This window comes from Roseivirga sp. E12, assembly GCF_017592825.1.
In the GTDB taxonomy this organism is placed as follows: domain Bacteria; phylum Bacteroidota; class Bacteroidia; order Cytophagales; family Cyclobacteriaceae; genus Roseivirga.
Genome location: NZ_JAGFMD010000005.1, coordinates 285,435 through 301,569, shown reverse-complemented (window position 1 = coordinate 301,569; position 16,135 = coordinate 285,435). Strand labels below are relative to the sequence as shown.

Below are 16,135 nucleotides of genomic sequence, written 5' to 3'. Positions count from 1 at the left end.
ACAGCTACAGACCAGATCACCTTGGCCGATCTATCAGGCCTAGGTGATGGCACCTTGACGCTTTCGGTTACCCTTACAGACCCATCATCTAATGTGGGAGCGGCCGTTACGGCAAGCACGAGTAAGGATGCAACAGCTCCAGCAGTCCCAGTTGTGAGTAGTATCACAACAGACAGTGGAGCTAATGGCGCAGATGGTATCACCAATGATAATACCTTAAGCTTCAATGGAACAGCTGAGGCTAATGCCACGGTAGAGGTCTTTATCGATGCCGTGAGCATCGGTACTACGACAGCAGATGCAACAGGGCAATGGTCTTTCAACCATGAAACTGCGACACTGACTGATGCTATCTATGCAATTACGGCCACAGCCACAGATGCTGCGGGCAATACAAGTTCCTCGAGCGCGGCATTATCAGTTACCATAGATACGGCTGCACCAGCGGCCCCGGTGGTGAGTTCTATTACCAATGATACTGGAGCTAATGGAACAGATCAAAACACGAACGATCCAACCTTAAGTTTTAATGGAACAGCTGAGGCCAATGCTACCGTAGAAGTATTTATAGATGCTGTAAGCATTGGTACTACAACAGCAGATGGAGCAGGGCAGTGGTCTTTCAACCATGAGAATACCACACTATCAGATGCGAGCTATAGCCTTACTGCCAAGGCCACAGATGCAGCGGGTAATACAAGTGTAGAAAGCAGCGGATTGAGTGTCACAGTTGACACTGCAACACCAGCAGCACCAACCATTGATCTTGATGCATCCTCTGATACAGGAACGAGCAATAGCGATAACATCACCAATGCTACTACCCTTAAATTTAATGGAGTAGCAGAAGCCAATGCTGATGTAGAAGTCTTTATCAATGATGTCAGCTTTGGAGTTACCGTAGCAGATGTGGTAGGGGCGTGGACATTGACCACATCACCATTGACCTTGACAGGAGATATATCTGTAAAGGCGATAACCACCGATCAGGTAGGAAATACAGGCCCTGCAAGTCAAGTGCTAACAGTGACGATTGATGTCGAAGTGACTTCTCCAGTCTTATCGCCAGTAGACAATGCAACGGATATACTACCGACCACAAATCTGATACTAACTTTTGCAGAAGATGTTCTAAAGGGTGGAAATAATATATCGGTTCGCAAATCAAGTGATGATTCTATTCTGGAAAGCTTTGATGTTTCCAGTGCTAAGGTTACTGTTTCAGGTTCAACAGTAACTATTGACCTAGAAAACACTTTACCACCAGCTACGGAAGTCTATGTAACCATGGGTCAAGGAGCAATTGTTGATAAAGCTGGTAATGACTACGCAGGTATCAGCAATACCACTGATTGGAGCTTTACTACAATTGCTGCATCAGTGGTGAGTAGTGTTACAGCACCAACCGCAGACACATATGGTATTGGTGATGACCTTGACTTTACGGTGACTATGGTGCTGCCAGTAACGATCACAGGTACGGCTACCATTCCAATGACCATTGGTAGTACCACAGTCAATGCAACTCAGGTGGGCACGGTAAGTAATGGCAGTAGCATCCTGTTCCGCTACTCTGTTGTAGAAGGTGAGCTAGATGCAGATGGAATAGCTATAGGCTCCGCCATTAACCTCAATGGTGGAACGATGAAAGATGCATTTGGTGTAGATGCCATATTGGGACTCAATAACGTTGCATCAACAGCCACTGTATTGGTTGATGGTGTTAGACCAATTCCGACCATTAGCAATGCTACTACAACAGATCTTGTGAATGGAGTTTATACAGTATTCGTAGAATTTGATGAGGCAGTAGCAGGCTTTAGTGCTACAGACTTAAGTGTAATTAATGGTAGTTCATCAAACTTCACAGCCATATCGAATGACAAGAAATGGAGTTTTGATATCACCCCAACAGCAGATGGAACGGTAAGCGTTAGTCTTGCTGCGGGAGTAGCTACTGACAATGCAGGCAATACCAGTGCAGCCGGAACGGCAGTAACCAAGACCTTTGATGGTACAGTGCCAACGGTAAGCTCCATTGCTAGAAAAGATGCTGATCAGCTAAATACAGGAACTGCCTCGGCAGACTTTAGAGTCATCTTCTCAGAAGACGTTCTAGGTGTAGACCTCACGGACTTTGAATTGGCTTTGACCGGTACAGCAGCAACTCTTAACACAGTGACGCAAGTAGATGCAAAGACCTATGATGTCAATGTAAATGGAATATCAGGACAAGGAACTATTGGACTGAATGTAAAAGACGATGACAGTATTCTGGATAATGCAGCCAATAAGCTTGGTGGCACAGGTACAGGGAATGGAGACTTCACAGATGAAGTGTACACGACTAACTTCCTACCAACAGACATTACCAGCACACCAGCCAGTATCTCTGAGAACAATGTAATTGGAGCGATAGTAGGAGCACTAACCAGCACCGATGCAGATGCAGGAGACAGTCATACCTACACAATAGTATCTGGTACAGGAGATACTGATAATGCTAGTTTCTCTATTGATGGCACTAATTTGAAGGCAGCGGCAGTGTTTGACTTTGAGACAAAAGACAGCTATAGCATCAGAGTGAAGACAGAAGATGGTAAAGGAGGAAGCTTCGAAAAGGCGCTGACCATAACGATAGACAATGTACTTGAGCCATCGATTTTTGTGACAGGTGATGGCGCTTTTGATATGTCTGCTCTAGGCCTTAGCCAAACACGAACGCTAACAGTGACTAATGATGGTGAAAAACCTGTGGAAGTAAGAATTACATCCACACCGGCAGGTTTTAGTGTGCTGCCAGGATCATTGACCCTTACAACAGGGGCGAGTGCAGACGTTACGGTCACCTTTGTACCAACAGAGGTTAGAAACTATGGAGGAAATATCATCTTCAATCATGAAGGTGGGAACGAAGCTCATCCAGTATCGGGTGAAGGGGCGATTATCACCTCGGTAGATACGGGAATCATTGTCCCGGCTGATATTGAGATATATCCCAACCCAGCAAGTAGGCTGTTGACCATAGACTTATCCGCACTGAATGGTAGTAAGCTTGACATTACAGTTATCAATGCCACAGGTGTAGCTATGTTCAATAAGAAAGGCCATACCCAGCAGCAACTGACCTTAAATGTATCAGGATATGAGATGGGCATCTACATTGTCCAGTTTACCAATGGGCAGTCAGTAGTGAGAAAGAAAGTAATCATCAAAAGATAGAATAAACGATATGAATAGATTTATAAGACAATTAGTGTCATTAGAGTTGTTCCTTTTTTATGTAGTGCTATTACTCATTTTGACTAGTTCTTGTTCCAATGATGATGGTCCAAGCTTAACAGAGACTGCATTTCAACAATTGTCTGGTGATTGGGGCTTGGGTGTGTCCGGACAAATCCTTCTTGACGGCCAGAATGTAACATTGAATTACCCTAGCTTCACATTGTCATTTGCAGATGGAACCTACCAGACAACAAACGGAGCCGATCTTTTCAGTGCAAGCGGCACATGGCAGTGGACCGACAATACGGGGACACTGATTACTCTCGACACGGGAGAACAGTTGACCATAAATACTTTGAGCTTAACGGAATTTCAATTCTCCTTCTTTCATGCAGGGACCGCTCCAGTAAGAGCCGGAATTCAAGGAAACTATACCGTCAAGGTTTCTAGATAAATATTCGCCAAGCCTAAGGATCGAAGTCCGAATTAATGCTGAAAACAAAATCCTTACCTCTTGGAATGATTTCGAACCATAAAAGTTGAACGAATATTTAAACTAGAGTCTCATAATAATAAAGCATGTTCCATTGAAAATGTTAACATGTGTTTTGGTGAATACGGGCCAAACTGGACGAGTTTGGCCCTACTTTTTTTGAGGGAGTCGGTCCTGATGATCTAAAAATATTTGTTCAAGCTGAACTGCAAGAAACTATCTCTGCGAATAAAGTTTAGGAACTCGTTTTGATCTACATCGTCAAATAATCTCATCTCAATTTCCGCTTTCCAAGAGTTGCCAAGTCTTCGGCTACCTTCGATACTCCAAAGTTTAGTGCTTTTATCTAAGTCCATAATTCCTCCAATAAGAAATTCTGTGCTTTGTGTATCATTAAATGCAAATCGAGCGCCAGTGAACAAATCATTATCAAGGCTACTAAAGGATAGTAAGCCTCGATCATCATGCAAGTATTCTGCGACAATACCAATGTCCAGTCCGGTACTAGCAATATCGAAAAAGCTATATTCTATACCCGCAGCCAAAGCCCACATGTCTTGAAAGTCACTTCTTCTTACAATGCTTTCTACCTTCCATAGAAGAGGTCCTGTTGTCGCCTGAATATCTATTCCTACCTGTTCTATGATTCCATAGAACAGCTGAAAACCACCTCCGTTTGTTGCCCTGAAAAAAGGTTCTCTACCCGTTCCATTAAAGTAAGAAAGGCCTAAGTCAAAAGGCCCAGTAAAAGCCGACCATCGCGCTGCAAAACTCGGTCTCGTTTCTTCTGCCTGTGACTCAAAAGCCACGTCATCATCATTAATGATAAAAGAGGTTCTCAGTCGCCCCCTTTCCCCAGGAAACACTCTTTTTCGAAAGTACGGTAGATAGAATAAGTCAAAGGTTCCCACCGAAGAGGAGTAAGATAGCTGTACCATAGCCTCACCTAGTTTCTCTTCACCATCAAAGCTCTCGACAAAATCAGTCTGATTAATAATGTCAACTAAATGCACTGCCTCAGTCTTACCCCAAAACACTTTTTTGAAGCCAACACTCAGCTCCCAACTATTCTTAACCGTCTGATAGTATAGCTCGCGTACATCAAAATGAGTTCTTCTGCTATCTCTATCAAATCGACCAAAACCGATAAACTTAATTCGATTGTCACCTCCGTTCCACTCATACAAGTACTCTGGTTGAATGATGAGTGATGGGAAGCTCCTTTTTTGGCCATTGTAGAGGCCATCTTCAAAGAAGTATCGATAGTCCGCGCCTACATATCCTGAGAATTCCTTAAAAATGGACTCGTCATCTTGTGCTATTGTAGGGAAGGACAACAACAGTAATAGGGAACCAATGGAGAACGTATTTCTCCATCGGTTATTAATAGGCGTGGAATTGATTAATCTTAAAATCATGAGCTCTTAGCTTAGCGACTTGCCCTCTGCAAGCTGTTCTGAGAAAAGTCAGACTCCTTCAGATTCAAGTCAAATTGGTAATCATCGAAGTTCAACTGGGTTTTCTTTCCAGTCTGATGATTCACCATATTCATTTCACCTGCGCGCCAGTGCTTCTCCTTGTAGACTTTATATTTTGCATAAGTGAGCGTCTTGAGTAACGCATTCTTTCGGTCATAGAAATCCATTTTTTCCAAGCGATAGTTCTCCTTGTTGTACCAAACAACCTGCCTTGTATAGCCAGACTTAGGGTCAACCGGATCTCTTTCTACTACAAAAGCATTTACGCCATTGATTTCTTCCTCTCTCAAAAATTTGTAGGTGTATTTTTCAACCTCCTGTGATGATAAATCTTCATAAGCGAATTCGCTTCCCATGAATGGTCCAGACTTGTTATTCGAAGAAATCCTCTTGACCCTTTTCAAGGCGGGCAAATAAAGCCACTGGTCGTCTGACCCTTCTTTATGTGTGAACGTTAGTGTTGCCGTACCTTTTACATCTCTTGGACTGTCGAAAACTATAAGGGATTTGTCACCATCTTCAGTCAGTTCAAGCGTTTGATTACTCATATACCTTGTACTCTCCTGACCTTGCTTATTGGTGAGAATCATGGTGAGTTTAGTGACCGAACTGCCAAACCCTTGGTCATAGGCATCTGCTGCTTTTGCAATCTCAATGCCTCTTTCTTCTGCTGATTGTCCTTGCAATCCTATGGCAATGAACAATCCTAATATTGTTAATAATGTATTTTTCATCTGTTTACTATTTTCTTGATTTTCAATTATGTGGCGGGAATAGCACTTAAATCTCCAGTGCTTCCCTTGGATGCTATATTTTTGACGTCTTGTGACCTCTTCACCGGTGAGAGCATCAACAGGGCAGGTAGCATTAAGAAGTCTAATACCAAGGCCATGATGATAATGATCGTGGTGATTTTGGCCATGTCGGAATTGAGGCCAAAGTTCGATTGGGCGAGTACTAAGAACCCTGCTACCAATACAAATGTGGTGACCAGCAATGCTTGTCCTACAGTTGAAAAGGCATAGCGTACAGAGTCTTCCGGACTCTTACCCAGTTCTCTTCTAGCCCTTAGATACTTGGATAAGAAATGGACAGTATCGTCAACAATAATGCCCAATGTCATACCGAACACGATCGAGATGCCAGTGTTGATATATCCATAAAAAAGCCCCCAAATACCCAGGCCAATGATCACCGGAGTGATATTAGGTATGAGGCTCAAAAAGCCAAACTTGCCACTACGAATTGCGAAAGCCAGTACAATAGATATTAAGAGAAGTGCTACAGCCGTTCCGCTGATCATACTCATAATTTGTCTCTCCGACAGGTGGGCAAACATCATTGTACTGCTTACACCCTCTGCTCTCATATGGCTAGGAGCATTTTCATCAAGCCAGTCCGTTGCCCTATCACTTAGAGCTAACATACTTTGAGTCGGGATATTCTTGATTGTCACAATGACGCGAGTTTCCGACTTGTCTACATTAACCTGATTGTTCAAGTCAAGGCCGAAAGGCAGAGACATTTCATAAAGCAGCAAGTATTGTGCAGCCTCTTCACGGTTGTCTGGCATCTTGTAATAGGACAGGTCATCACCATGCATTGATTTGTTTACCTGTTCCATCACCTCGGTAAATGCATTTACATGAATGACTTCTTCATTCGTGTAAAGCCAGTCTTCGAAGGACTTCAAGGTGTTCAAATAACTAGGATCGTTGATGCCACCTTCTTCATCTGCGGCTATGGAAAATTCTACGGTATAGATACCTGTTAGATTGTCGGATATATAGTCGGTGTCTGATCGAAACTGTACGTCTTTGCTGAAGTATTTTATGAATTCGTCATTGAGCTCATTCTTGAAGACGAGAAATGAAGAAGTGATTATCAGAAGTGAAGACACTGCGATCACTGGTCGTTTGTTGGCAATAACAAATTCTGCTAAACGCTCCAGAAATGGAAGTTTTCCACCTTCGGTCACTCTCTTCTTAACCTTAACTGGAAGAATTGCTAACAAGGCTGGTAAAGTGAGTGTTGAATAAAGAAAGGCAGCAACCATACCGACAGCCGTAAGATTACCTAAGTCATGGAATGGTGGTGAATCTGAAAAGTTCATGGAAAGAAAGCCTATTACCGTGGTAAGGCTAGTAATGAAAACAGGCATGAAATTCAACCTCAGAGACTCTACAATTGCCTCTCTCTTTGGCACTCCTTTTCGCATTTGTTGAATAATGGTGATCAACACGTGAATACTGTCTGCAACTGCTAGCGTAAGTATGATATTGATAAATGCGCCAGAAGGTGGTGTAAGTCCAATGCCCATATAGGCCCCAAAGCCCATAGCCGTCATTATGGAGAGTACGATCACGATTAGGGTCGAAAACGTTCCTGAGAATGTCCTTGTGGTTAAGAGAATCGTAATGATAACGATCAAAAACATCAGAGGAGTCAAAGTCTGAAAGTCGCCATTAGCAGACTCGAAGAAGGCGCTGTTAAGCATCACCATTCCCGAGAGATAGGTGTCTATGTTTGGATATTTCTCTTCGAGCTTCGATACCATCTCCCGAGCAAAAGCTGTAACCTCGGCACTTTCACCGTTATCTACCTCAGGTAAGCGGACAGTAACATTCACTGCAGTGACGGTACCAGCTTCATTGATTAGCCGATGTACCAGCCTAGGGTCTTCCGTGGCAATGTTTTTGAATTCCGCTAACTCTTTTTCTGATTTACTTGCGGCATCTTCTATCAAGTCTTCCACATACAAATCGTCCTCTACAGCTCTGGTATATTGAAAATTTGTAATTGCATCCACTCTACTCGAATAAGGTGTTTGCCATGCTTCTGCAGTTAATTCTTCTATTGCCGTTAGTGTCTCCTTTGTAAACACTTGTCCGTCCTTCGGGGCAAGTACAATAAATACATTGTCATCTTTAGTGTACTTATTCTGCAGCCCATCATAGGCCAACATTTGTGGGTTGTCCTCACTAAAGAAGACATGGTAGTCGCTGTTAAAGCCCATTTGGCCTCCCGCTCCGAAAGCCATGGCGAATAAAAGTGTGCCAATGAGCACAGGCCATCTGAACCTGACTACGGTTTTACCCCAACGTTCACCGAATTGCCGAGAACTGTCTTTGAGGTTTTCAATGTTTTTTTTCATCTGGGTTAAATTTTGATTTCTAGTGGTTGTGCGAAATGACGCCTCTTGGTTACCGGAAGGGACAGTCATTTGAAAAATATTTCGATTTTTAATTTATTCGATGAACGTAAAATACGATTCGAGTATATTTTAGTTCCCAGATAGTTCGAAATCCGAAATATATTTTCAAAAAAAATCAAGATGTGGCTTCAGCCTTTAATTTAAAGTCTAAGCTTTGAGTGGCTTTTTGCATTAAAAAGATGAACTGCTCTCGTTCTTCTTTTGTGAACCCATCAAGGATATGTTGCCCAAACATGTTCATCATTTTTTCGAGCATTTGATAAAGCTCTTCGCCATATTTGCTCAAACCTATTCTAATGATTCTACGATCTTCTTCTGAGTAAAACCGCATTAAATAGCCCTTATTGACCAATTTATCCACTATGCCCGTAGCAGTACTCATTGGAACCCCGGTGAAATCTGCAACTTCTTTCATTATAAGAGAGTTGTGTTTACCGAGTAGTACCACCAAGCCAAATTCACGTTTAGAAAGATCCCTTGATACTTCAATGCAGGAGTTGTCTACCTCTTGCATTTTCATTAGCATGGCTTCAAGAGCATCTGTAAATTGTTTTACGTTCTTTTCGCTGGTTTTCATTTTATTTTCCTTGTAACAGGACAACGCTGCAAATTTACTTCGGGTTCCGGAGTAAATCAAACAGCTGGTCAGATTCATAACAATTTACAGAAATATGTCAGTAAGGTGTGGTGCTGTGGGATAGTTATTTGTACCCCTTCCTCAAGGCTTTGACCTTGATAACATCTTCTTTATAGCCTATATGACCATAAAGCGAAAACAATAGTGTATAGCCGACTATTGGCCCTTTGAATTTTCTTAAGATCAAAAGCCCCACCTAAATAAAGAGCGTTGTCAGAATAGGACTTTAAGCTGATCAGATCATTCACCAGAAAAGTGAATAAGAAGCTTAAATCACTTTTTTATTTTTATATAGTTCTGTTTCGGCTAAATTGATGAAGACACTTATGACATTGTTTTTGTGAGATAAACCCTATCATGTCACTCCGTTTGATATTTCTTTTTTTCTTGTTATGCCAGCATATAAGTGCACAAGGACTTTTAAATGAAGAAGTCTTTGATGTTATCTATGTCTATGAAGAAGTATTCAATGGTCAAAATAAGGAGCTCAAAAGAGGGAGCGAAATTTTGGAAAGTGAGCTCGAAAAAATTCGATTCACAAAGGAATCGGATATTCTCATCGTTATTGGACCTACTTCAGGAAAGAAGATACTTCGTCCTTATGTGAAGGGGAAACAACCAATTTCAAGTGAATGGAAGTTTTATGGAATTAATGTGTTGCAACCCATTCGTAAGAAGACCAGTTCAAGAGATGTATTTGATGATTTTTACGACTTTGTCAGATATACCCAATTTATAAGAACTGATCGTGTTTATATTCCCTCGAGGGCTCAAAACATCAAAATTGGAGAAGAAATTGAATCAGAGGTGCATGTTTTGAATTGGAAGAAAGGCTTCTTTGAAATCAAAACACACGGTGACTCCACAATCGACCTTCTTTCTCAAAAAGATGAGGGTTGGGAGCCATACGCCAAACTCCACTTTCTGCAAGTTAAGCCAAAAGAATTCCAACAAGAATTAAGGAAGATTTATCAGGTATTAAAGAAACAGAACAATAACAAACAACAAGCCATAGACGAGCTTATTGGCTACGTTGAACTTAACTATGGTTACTATCCAGAAGTACTCATCAAAAAAATAGTTCGGTTTGGCAATTAAGTGGCTTTCAAAGAAAAAGCGAGTCATACTCATTCATACCTTGGTGTTGGTGATTCTGATTCCGCTGATGCAATCACTGCCATATCAGTTTGGTGACGAAAGACGTGCCTTCGAAATTTTTCGCAGAATTGATCTTAACTTATTTAAATCTTCTGAAGATGGGGGGGATCGTTACCTTTTTTTAAATACCGCATATTCCAAGGCCGTTATTCCGAAATTAGACGAAACAGGTTCCTATCCTATCGGGAAAGTAGCTATCACCGACCGGAAATTAATCACACAACTTTTAGATAGTTTGTACCAGAGTGAATTCGAATACCTCATCATTGATATATTCTTTGGTGATCCCTCAAAAGAGGATGAGGGACTTCAGAAAGCACTTAATCGATTTGATGAGACAAACCCTGCCCAACCTGTGATCGTCCCTTTTCATCTGGAAGGTGATGAAGCTCAGACTCCCGTTGTATACACTGATTCTGGATTGGCAGATATAAAAGTGGTCCGTGGATTCTTTCTGAAGTATACATTGCAGGAGGGGCAATATAAGTCACTGCCCTTGAAGGTGTATGAACGTCTATATCAGGAAGAATATAAAAAAGGAATCTTGATGGGAAAGCTAAACTCAGGCAGACTTTTTAATTCATTCGTTCTCAAAAACCGTATTACGTCTTTTGATCTATTTGAAGGAAAAAATAATGCATTACTTGATATGGGTGACTTTTTACTCCTCCCAAAGTCCCGTCAACATGAATATGTTAAAGATCGTATTGTTGTGGTTGGAGACTTTGCTAATGATTCAGTCGACTCGATCGATGGAAATCTCCCCGGACCATTGGTGCTGCTGAATGTGCTCCTGGCTCTGGAAAACGGAGACCCATTTTTAAGTCCATTGTTTATCATCTTTCTGCTATTGATGTCCTTCCTGATTTCAACTTTTATCGTATTTGGCGACTCATGGATTAATCGGTTCCTTAGGAGGGAACTATGGTCGCGTTTTGGGCTTTTCAAAAAGGCCGTAATTGCGCTTCTTCTTCTAATTATACTTAGTACTATTGCCTATTTTGGGTTTGGCAAACTGATGAATCTATTCTACATTTTGGCATATGTACTAACCTTTGATTATCTGCACCGCCTTCGTGCTTTTCAGAAAAAAATCAAGGTGAAATCTGCAGAAGCTAATTTACCGACCAATTAGTACAAAGCCTGCCCAACTTTTTGGAGCTGGGTAGTTTTTCCGGATTTGAATTTTGGCATTCTTTAGCGCTTCACGTTTGGTTTGCCTTCCAAGTATCCAATTTTGGTAAAACGCCAGCATCAGATTTCTAGTAATGGCATCGTCCACTTTCCAAAGTGACATTAGTACAGATTGGGCTCCGGCAGTAAGAAATGCGCGTTGTAGTCCATAGACTCCTTCTCCATTTTTGATCACACCTAGTCCCGTTTCACATGCTGAAAGTGTTACTAGCTCAGTGTCAGAAAAATCTAAATTCATGGCTTCATAGGCGGTTAAAACACCTTCACCATTACTCGAATTTGACGCTCCGGCCAGCAATAGTCCGGACCTAAAAAGTGGTGAAGATGCTCCCTTTGAAACAAACTTTCCTTCATAGGACGGGTCTCCTAGAAAAAAACCATGCGTGGCAATATGTGCAATACGAGGGTTCTTCCAGGCCTTTAGTTCTTTTTCTGTTGCACCACTTTCTTTATAGATAGAAGAATTGATTCCAGCGGCAGAAAGAATTTCGCCTATCTCCTCAATTTCAGGGATAGTTTCCGGCAGGGGCTTTATTTGGTCGGCTTGTGGTTGTCCATTAAAGGGATTTCCCATATTAAAGTTGGGTCCACCTAAAAGGTAAGCTCTCTTATTTTCAGACTCAGATTCATCCGAAGCTAGTAAGTCGCGAGTACTTGGTAAAAGATGGATATCCAGCTCATCTTCGAGGTATTGTCCAGTTTCAGGGTTCATCAATGACCCCAAACTCAGGGCATGGAAAATCCCATCACCTGAAAAATATACCTTCTTAACATTTCCCAATTCTTGAGTAATCTCAGACCAAAACCGTCCATATGAATCTTGATCGGCAAGAGCCGTGTTGAGCTTATACTTATAATTGTCAAAAAATTTGCCCTCCATTTTTTTGCCCTCATTGAGTAAAACCATTTCTGGTCGTAACAAATTCTTTTTGATTATCAAAGCCATATAAACTACGGAATCTGTCATCGAACCACCTCCAACGTTAATGAAAATCGTATTTCGAGCAGAAAACCTTCTCATTCCCGGTGTCATCGATCTGTTTTTAGCATCATTGTTGACTCTAAATCGAAGGATTTCAACTGCTGCCTCATCTTCCTCTAGTTTGTTCCTAACATCTTCCCAAGAAACGGATTCGTTATTTTGAGTTTGGTTAAAATCTTTTGAAAGAATTGATAATTCACGTTCCAAGGTGTTGAGCAATTCTTCTTCTTTTCGAATGTCCACTCCAAGTTGTTGGAGATTCTCTGGCGCACTATTATATAGACTATTTAGCTCGTCACGTTGATTAAGGTATTGCTGATATTTCTGTTTAAGATCGAGATCACTTCCTTCTAGAATGCGTTTTCTAATCGCTAGAGAGTTATTAAAAAGTAGTCCTTTTGTTCTCAGTGCTATATCATATGCATCTTTTGTTAAGTTAGGGTCATCTACCAATCGCGCTGCTGTGAATGTGTAAAAGGATTCAAACTTCTCCTTAAATGAATTGAAATAGCTTTCTTGTTCTTGTTCACTTAGGTTCCAAAAATTCTGCTCAATTTGTTTGGAATAGGCCAAAAGGGCTTTCCTTTCATACTTTATGATCTCTTTGAAGTCTCCTCGTTTACTTAAATAACTAGCAAATTCTGAAAGTATCTGAGCATATCTCTGATGTCTATCACTTAATGCCCTTTCGTGTATTTCAATGGCATCTAGATACAACTGATGTGAAGGCCCAATTCGATAGCCTATGGTGTCTACTCTATCTTTCAGGTTCACAAGTATCCAATGTGGAGAAATAGTGTTTTCCTCAAGTCTTGCAAGTCGATAGGTAAAAGCACCGTAAGTAGCATTTTTGCCTACTCTTTCTTCTATAATCTCTAACGCCTCCCTGATCTTGGCTTTTGCTTTCTCATGATCACCACTCTCCACGTAGGTTGTTGCAAGGTTGTTTAATGAAATGGCGTAATCGATACTTCTTATTCCCTCTATTTGAGCAAAAATGGTATTGGCTTTTTCATAAAAGGGTTTAGCGAGTTCGGGCTTGCCTATTTGATTATAGCCTGTGGCTATATTGTCTAGGCTTATCGCATAGTCTCTGCTTTTCTCTCCCGTTACCTCTTTAAAGGTTTTGTTTGCTTTCAGCAAAATAGGGAACCCCTTGTCCGTCAGGTTTTGACGAAAATAGACCATCCCTAGATTATCTAACGTAATTGCATATTCCTTGCTTTTTTCCCCAAACAGAGTTTTCTCACCTTCAAGTACTTCGAGATATAGAACTTCTGCCTTAGGGAATAAACCTTGACGATCATAAGTTTGTGCTAGGCCTTTCTTTGCGCTTATGTATTTAGCACTTCCCTCTCCCTCCGTTTTACTAAGAATTACAAGACTTTTAAGGAAATAGTCCTCGGCTTTATCAAATTTACTCCAGCCCCTATATAAGTAGGCTATATCTACGAGGGTTTCGCTATATACCGTACTGGCCGTCCCCTGGAATTCTTTGATGTCATCCAGTAAGGCAAGGTACTCCTTCTCAGATTTCAAAAACTCCGTGGCTTTATAGAAATTCCATGCTAGACTTGATCTGTAGGAATTGATTAGTGCCTTCTTTTCTGGAGCATATTTTATCGCGAGGGATAGAGCTTCTCGATAGTATTTTTCAGCTTTTTTAAAATTATTGTCTTCGTGATAGTATCCAGCGAGGTTTCGTATGATAATCCAATGATTTTCGTTGCTCAAGGGCCTAACTTTTTCGGACCTAAGAACTGCTTGTGATCCAAGTCGAATTGCTTCGTTTTTTTCTCCCTTTTTTGAGGCTACCAGCGCCCTATCATTTAATGAAGTGGCTGTTTCTTTGCCGTCTATTCCATAAACCCATTTTTGAACTACCTGGCCATCTACAAAATTTTCTTTTTCCTTTACATCACCATCACTCCAATATTCAATTCGCTCACCATGTCGCTTGCCGTTGCGATAAACTGTTCTAGCTTTTATAGTACCCGTGGAGTAATAATTAGTGCGAACTCCGTGAAGTTCATTTTTGAGATAGTTGCCTTGCTCTTTTAATCTCCCAAAGCGATCATACAGCTTATAGGGGCCTTCTTGAAGGTCCGCACCAAATACATATTGCTCTTCAATTTTCCCATCAGGGAAATAACCGACCAATTCACCTTCCTTTTTGCCATTGATGAACTCTACCTCGGTTTTGATACCTCCTGCAGCATAGTATTCCTTAAGCTTTCCATGTAGAATACCCATTTCATAAGGTTGCTCTTGCCACAATTGACCATTTGGGTGATGTGTTGTGGCGATTCCGTGTAATGTGTCATTACGATAAAGCTCTGTCCCCGTCAACTCACCCTTTTCTCCGAAATGCGTAGATTTTCCATGTTTTAAATTACCCTTCATCTCGACCTTACTTCTAAGTTGAGCGTTAGGATATTTTTCTATATAACCAGTTGATTGTCCATTTAGGAAGTAACCTTCGTATATCAGAACTCCTTGTTCGTCATATTGATATAGAGTGTCGTTTGGGATGTCTATCCTATTGGCGAAGGAAGACCTAAGCCTGCCATTTGTATGGAAGGTTTGATGTAAGCCTTCTGGCTGACCCCAATTATAAACCCCCGTAAAACGAACCTTTCCTCCCTGATAATACTCCATGACTTTACCATGCAACGTGTCATTTTCGTAATTCTCTTTAGAAAAGAGCTCTCCGTTTTTATAAAACTCAAGAACTTCTCCTTGCCGTTTTCCCTTAGCAAAAGGTTCTGTCTTCTGTATTCCTTCTGACTCGAAATATTTATTAACCATTCCGTCCACTAGACCATTTTTATAGGGTACATCGTATTCTAGTTTACCCGAGGGGTAAAAGTATTTCTCACGGAGCATCACACCCTCATCAAATAAAATATGTAACGAGTCACGACCTTCTTGACTCAATACTTTTCTCCATCCATGTGGAACTCCTTCTTGATAAGTCGTAATAAATCGGGTCATTCCGTTTTCATGATATGCCGTATCTGATAGAATGACTTTACCTTTGTCATAATATGTGACAACTTTCAATTGACCTTCGGGGAAATATTCAACCAGACGCCCCTGGTTTTTATCATCAACTATATTCACTTCGATGTCAATCTGGCCGTTTTCAAAATAACTAGTCGCTAGGCCATTTTTTTTCCCGTCTTTCCAGTGTATTTCGACCCGTAATTGCCCATTCTCCCAATAAAACCGATGTGGCCCATTGGCCATTCCTTCTTTATAGGTTTCTACAATTTTAAGCCTGCCATTATTGAAGAATGTTGAATCATAGCCATCTAATAACCCCTTTCTATACATTGCCCTTCTTTCCAGTATCCCGTCATCATAATACCGCAGTAATTCACCCTCTCGTTTTCCATTCTTATACCCCATGGTTTGGTGTAACTGGCCATTCTTGTGATACCATTTCCAGTTACCCTTAGACACAAATTCGGGTCGGTCACTAATCGCCTCTCCAATAGATTGGCGTTCGCCTGTAAGGTATCGGCCCTCGACCTTTCCAACGGGCTTTCCTTTGCGGTAGCTAATTAAACGATAAAAGACAATGGAGTCAGGATTGAGGGTTTCATTCCAATTCTTGTCCATAGGGATTGTCCAATCTCCAACTCGTCTCCCCTGATTATCGATCTTATTTGGTCTTTCTGGGATGGACTGTGCAACACCTGAAAAATGGAAAAAGACAAAGGAGAATAAAAGGAGAAGACGTCTGTGCATG

At 41.2% G+C, this 16,135-nt stretch carries 9 protein-coding genes; 4 read left to right on the top strand and 5 right to left on the bottom strand.

The window, feature by feature from the left end; translation table 11 throughout:
* Positions 1–3,222, top strand: a 3,222-nt coding sequence (locus J4E76_RS13695; protein ID WP_208505053.1) for an Ig-like domain-containing protein, incomplete at its 5' end; no start/stop codon positions are given.
* Positions 3,223–3,232: 10 nt separating this feature from the next.
* Positions 3,233–3,679, top strand: a complete 447-nt coding sequence (locus tag J4E76_RS13690) for a hypothetical protein (protein ID WP_208505051.1) — start codon at positions 3,233–3,235, stop codon at positions 3,677–3,679.
* 221 nt (positions 3,680–3,900) lie between these two features.
* Here J4E76_RS13690 and J4E76_RS13685 read toward each other — a convergent pair whose 3' ends face one another.
* The 4 genes from J4E76_RS13685 to J4E76_RS13670 all read right to left on the bottom strand — a co-directional run bounded on the left by J4E76_RS13685 (position 3,901) and on the right by J4E76_RS13670 (position 8,987).
* Positions 3,901–5,136 carry a hypothetical protein gene (locus J4E76_RS13685; protein ID WP_208505049.1) on the bottom strand — a complete coding sequence of 412 codons (1,236 nt, stop codon included), beginning with the start codon at positions 5,134–5,136 and terminating at the stop codon, positions 3,901–3,903.
* An 11-nt stretch (positions 5,137–5,147) separates the two neighbouring features.
* On the bottom strand, positions 5,148–5,930 hold the full coding sequence (locus J4E76_RS13680) for an outer membrane lipoprotein-sorting protein (RefSeq protein ID WP_208505046.1): 783 nt from the start codon (positions 5,928–5,930) through the stop codon (positions 5,148–5,150).
* A 26-nt stretch (positions 5,931–5,956) separates the two neighbouring features.
* Positions 5,957–8,350 (bottom strand): RND family transporter, encoded by a 2,394-nt coding sequence (locus tag J4E76_RS13675; RefSeq protein WP_208505045.1) that lies wholly within the window; start codon positions 8,348–8,350, stop codon positions 5,957–5,959.
* A gap of 175 nt (positions 8,351–8,525) precedes the next feature.
* Positions 8,526–8,987, bottom strand: coding sequence for a MarR family winged helix-turn-helix transcriptional regulator (locus tag J4E76_RS13670; protein ID WP_208505043.1), 462 nt, complete (start codon positions 8,985–8,987; stop codon positions 8,526–8,528).
* Positions 8,988–9,404: 417 nt separating this feature from the next.
* Here J4E76_RS13670 and J4E76_RS13665 point away from each other — a divergent pair, with 417 nt between their 5' ends.
* Both J4E76_RS13665 and J4E76_RS13660 read left to right on the top strand, forming a co-directional pair.
* On the top strand, positions 9,405–10,145 hold the full coding sequence (locus J4E76_RS13665) for a hypothetical protein (RefSeq protein ID WP_208505041.1): 741 nt from the start codon (positions 9,405–9,407) through the stop codon (positions 10,143–10,145).
* Positions 10,135–11,340 carry a CHASE2 domain-containing protein gene (locus tag J4E76_RS13660; RefSeq protein WP_208505039.1) on the top strand — a complete coding sequence of 402 codons (1,206 nt, stop codon included), beginning with the start codon at positions 10,135–10,137 and terminating at the stop codon, positions 11,338–11,340. The genes J4E76_RS13665 and J4E76_RS13660 overlap by 11 nt, the downstream gene beginning before the upstream one ends.
* Here the strand turns inward: J4E76_RS13660 and J4E76_RS13655 are convergent.
* Positions 11,326–16,134: a CHAT domain-containing protein gene (locus J4E76_RS13655; protein ID WP_208505037.1), complete on the bottom strand. Its 4,809-nt coding sequence runs from the start codon at positions 16,132–16,134 to the stop codon at positions 11,326–11,328. The two genes, J4E76_RS13660 and J4E76_RS13655, sit on opposite strands and share 15 nt — an antisense overlap.
* Position 16,135 lies beyond the last annotated feature (1 nt).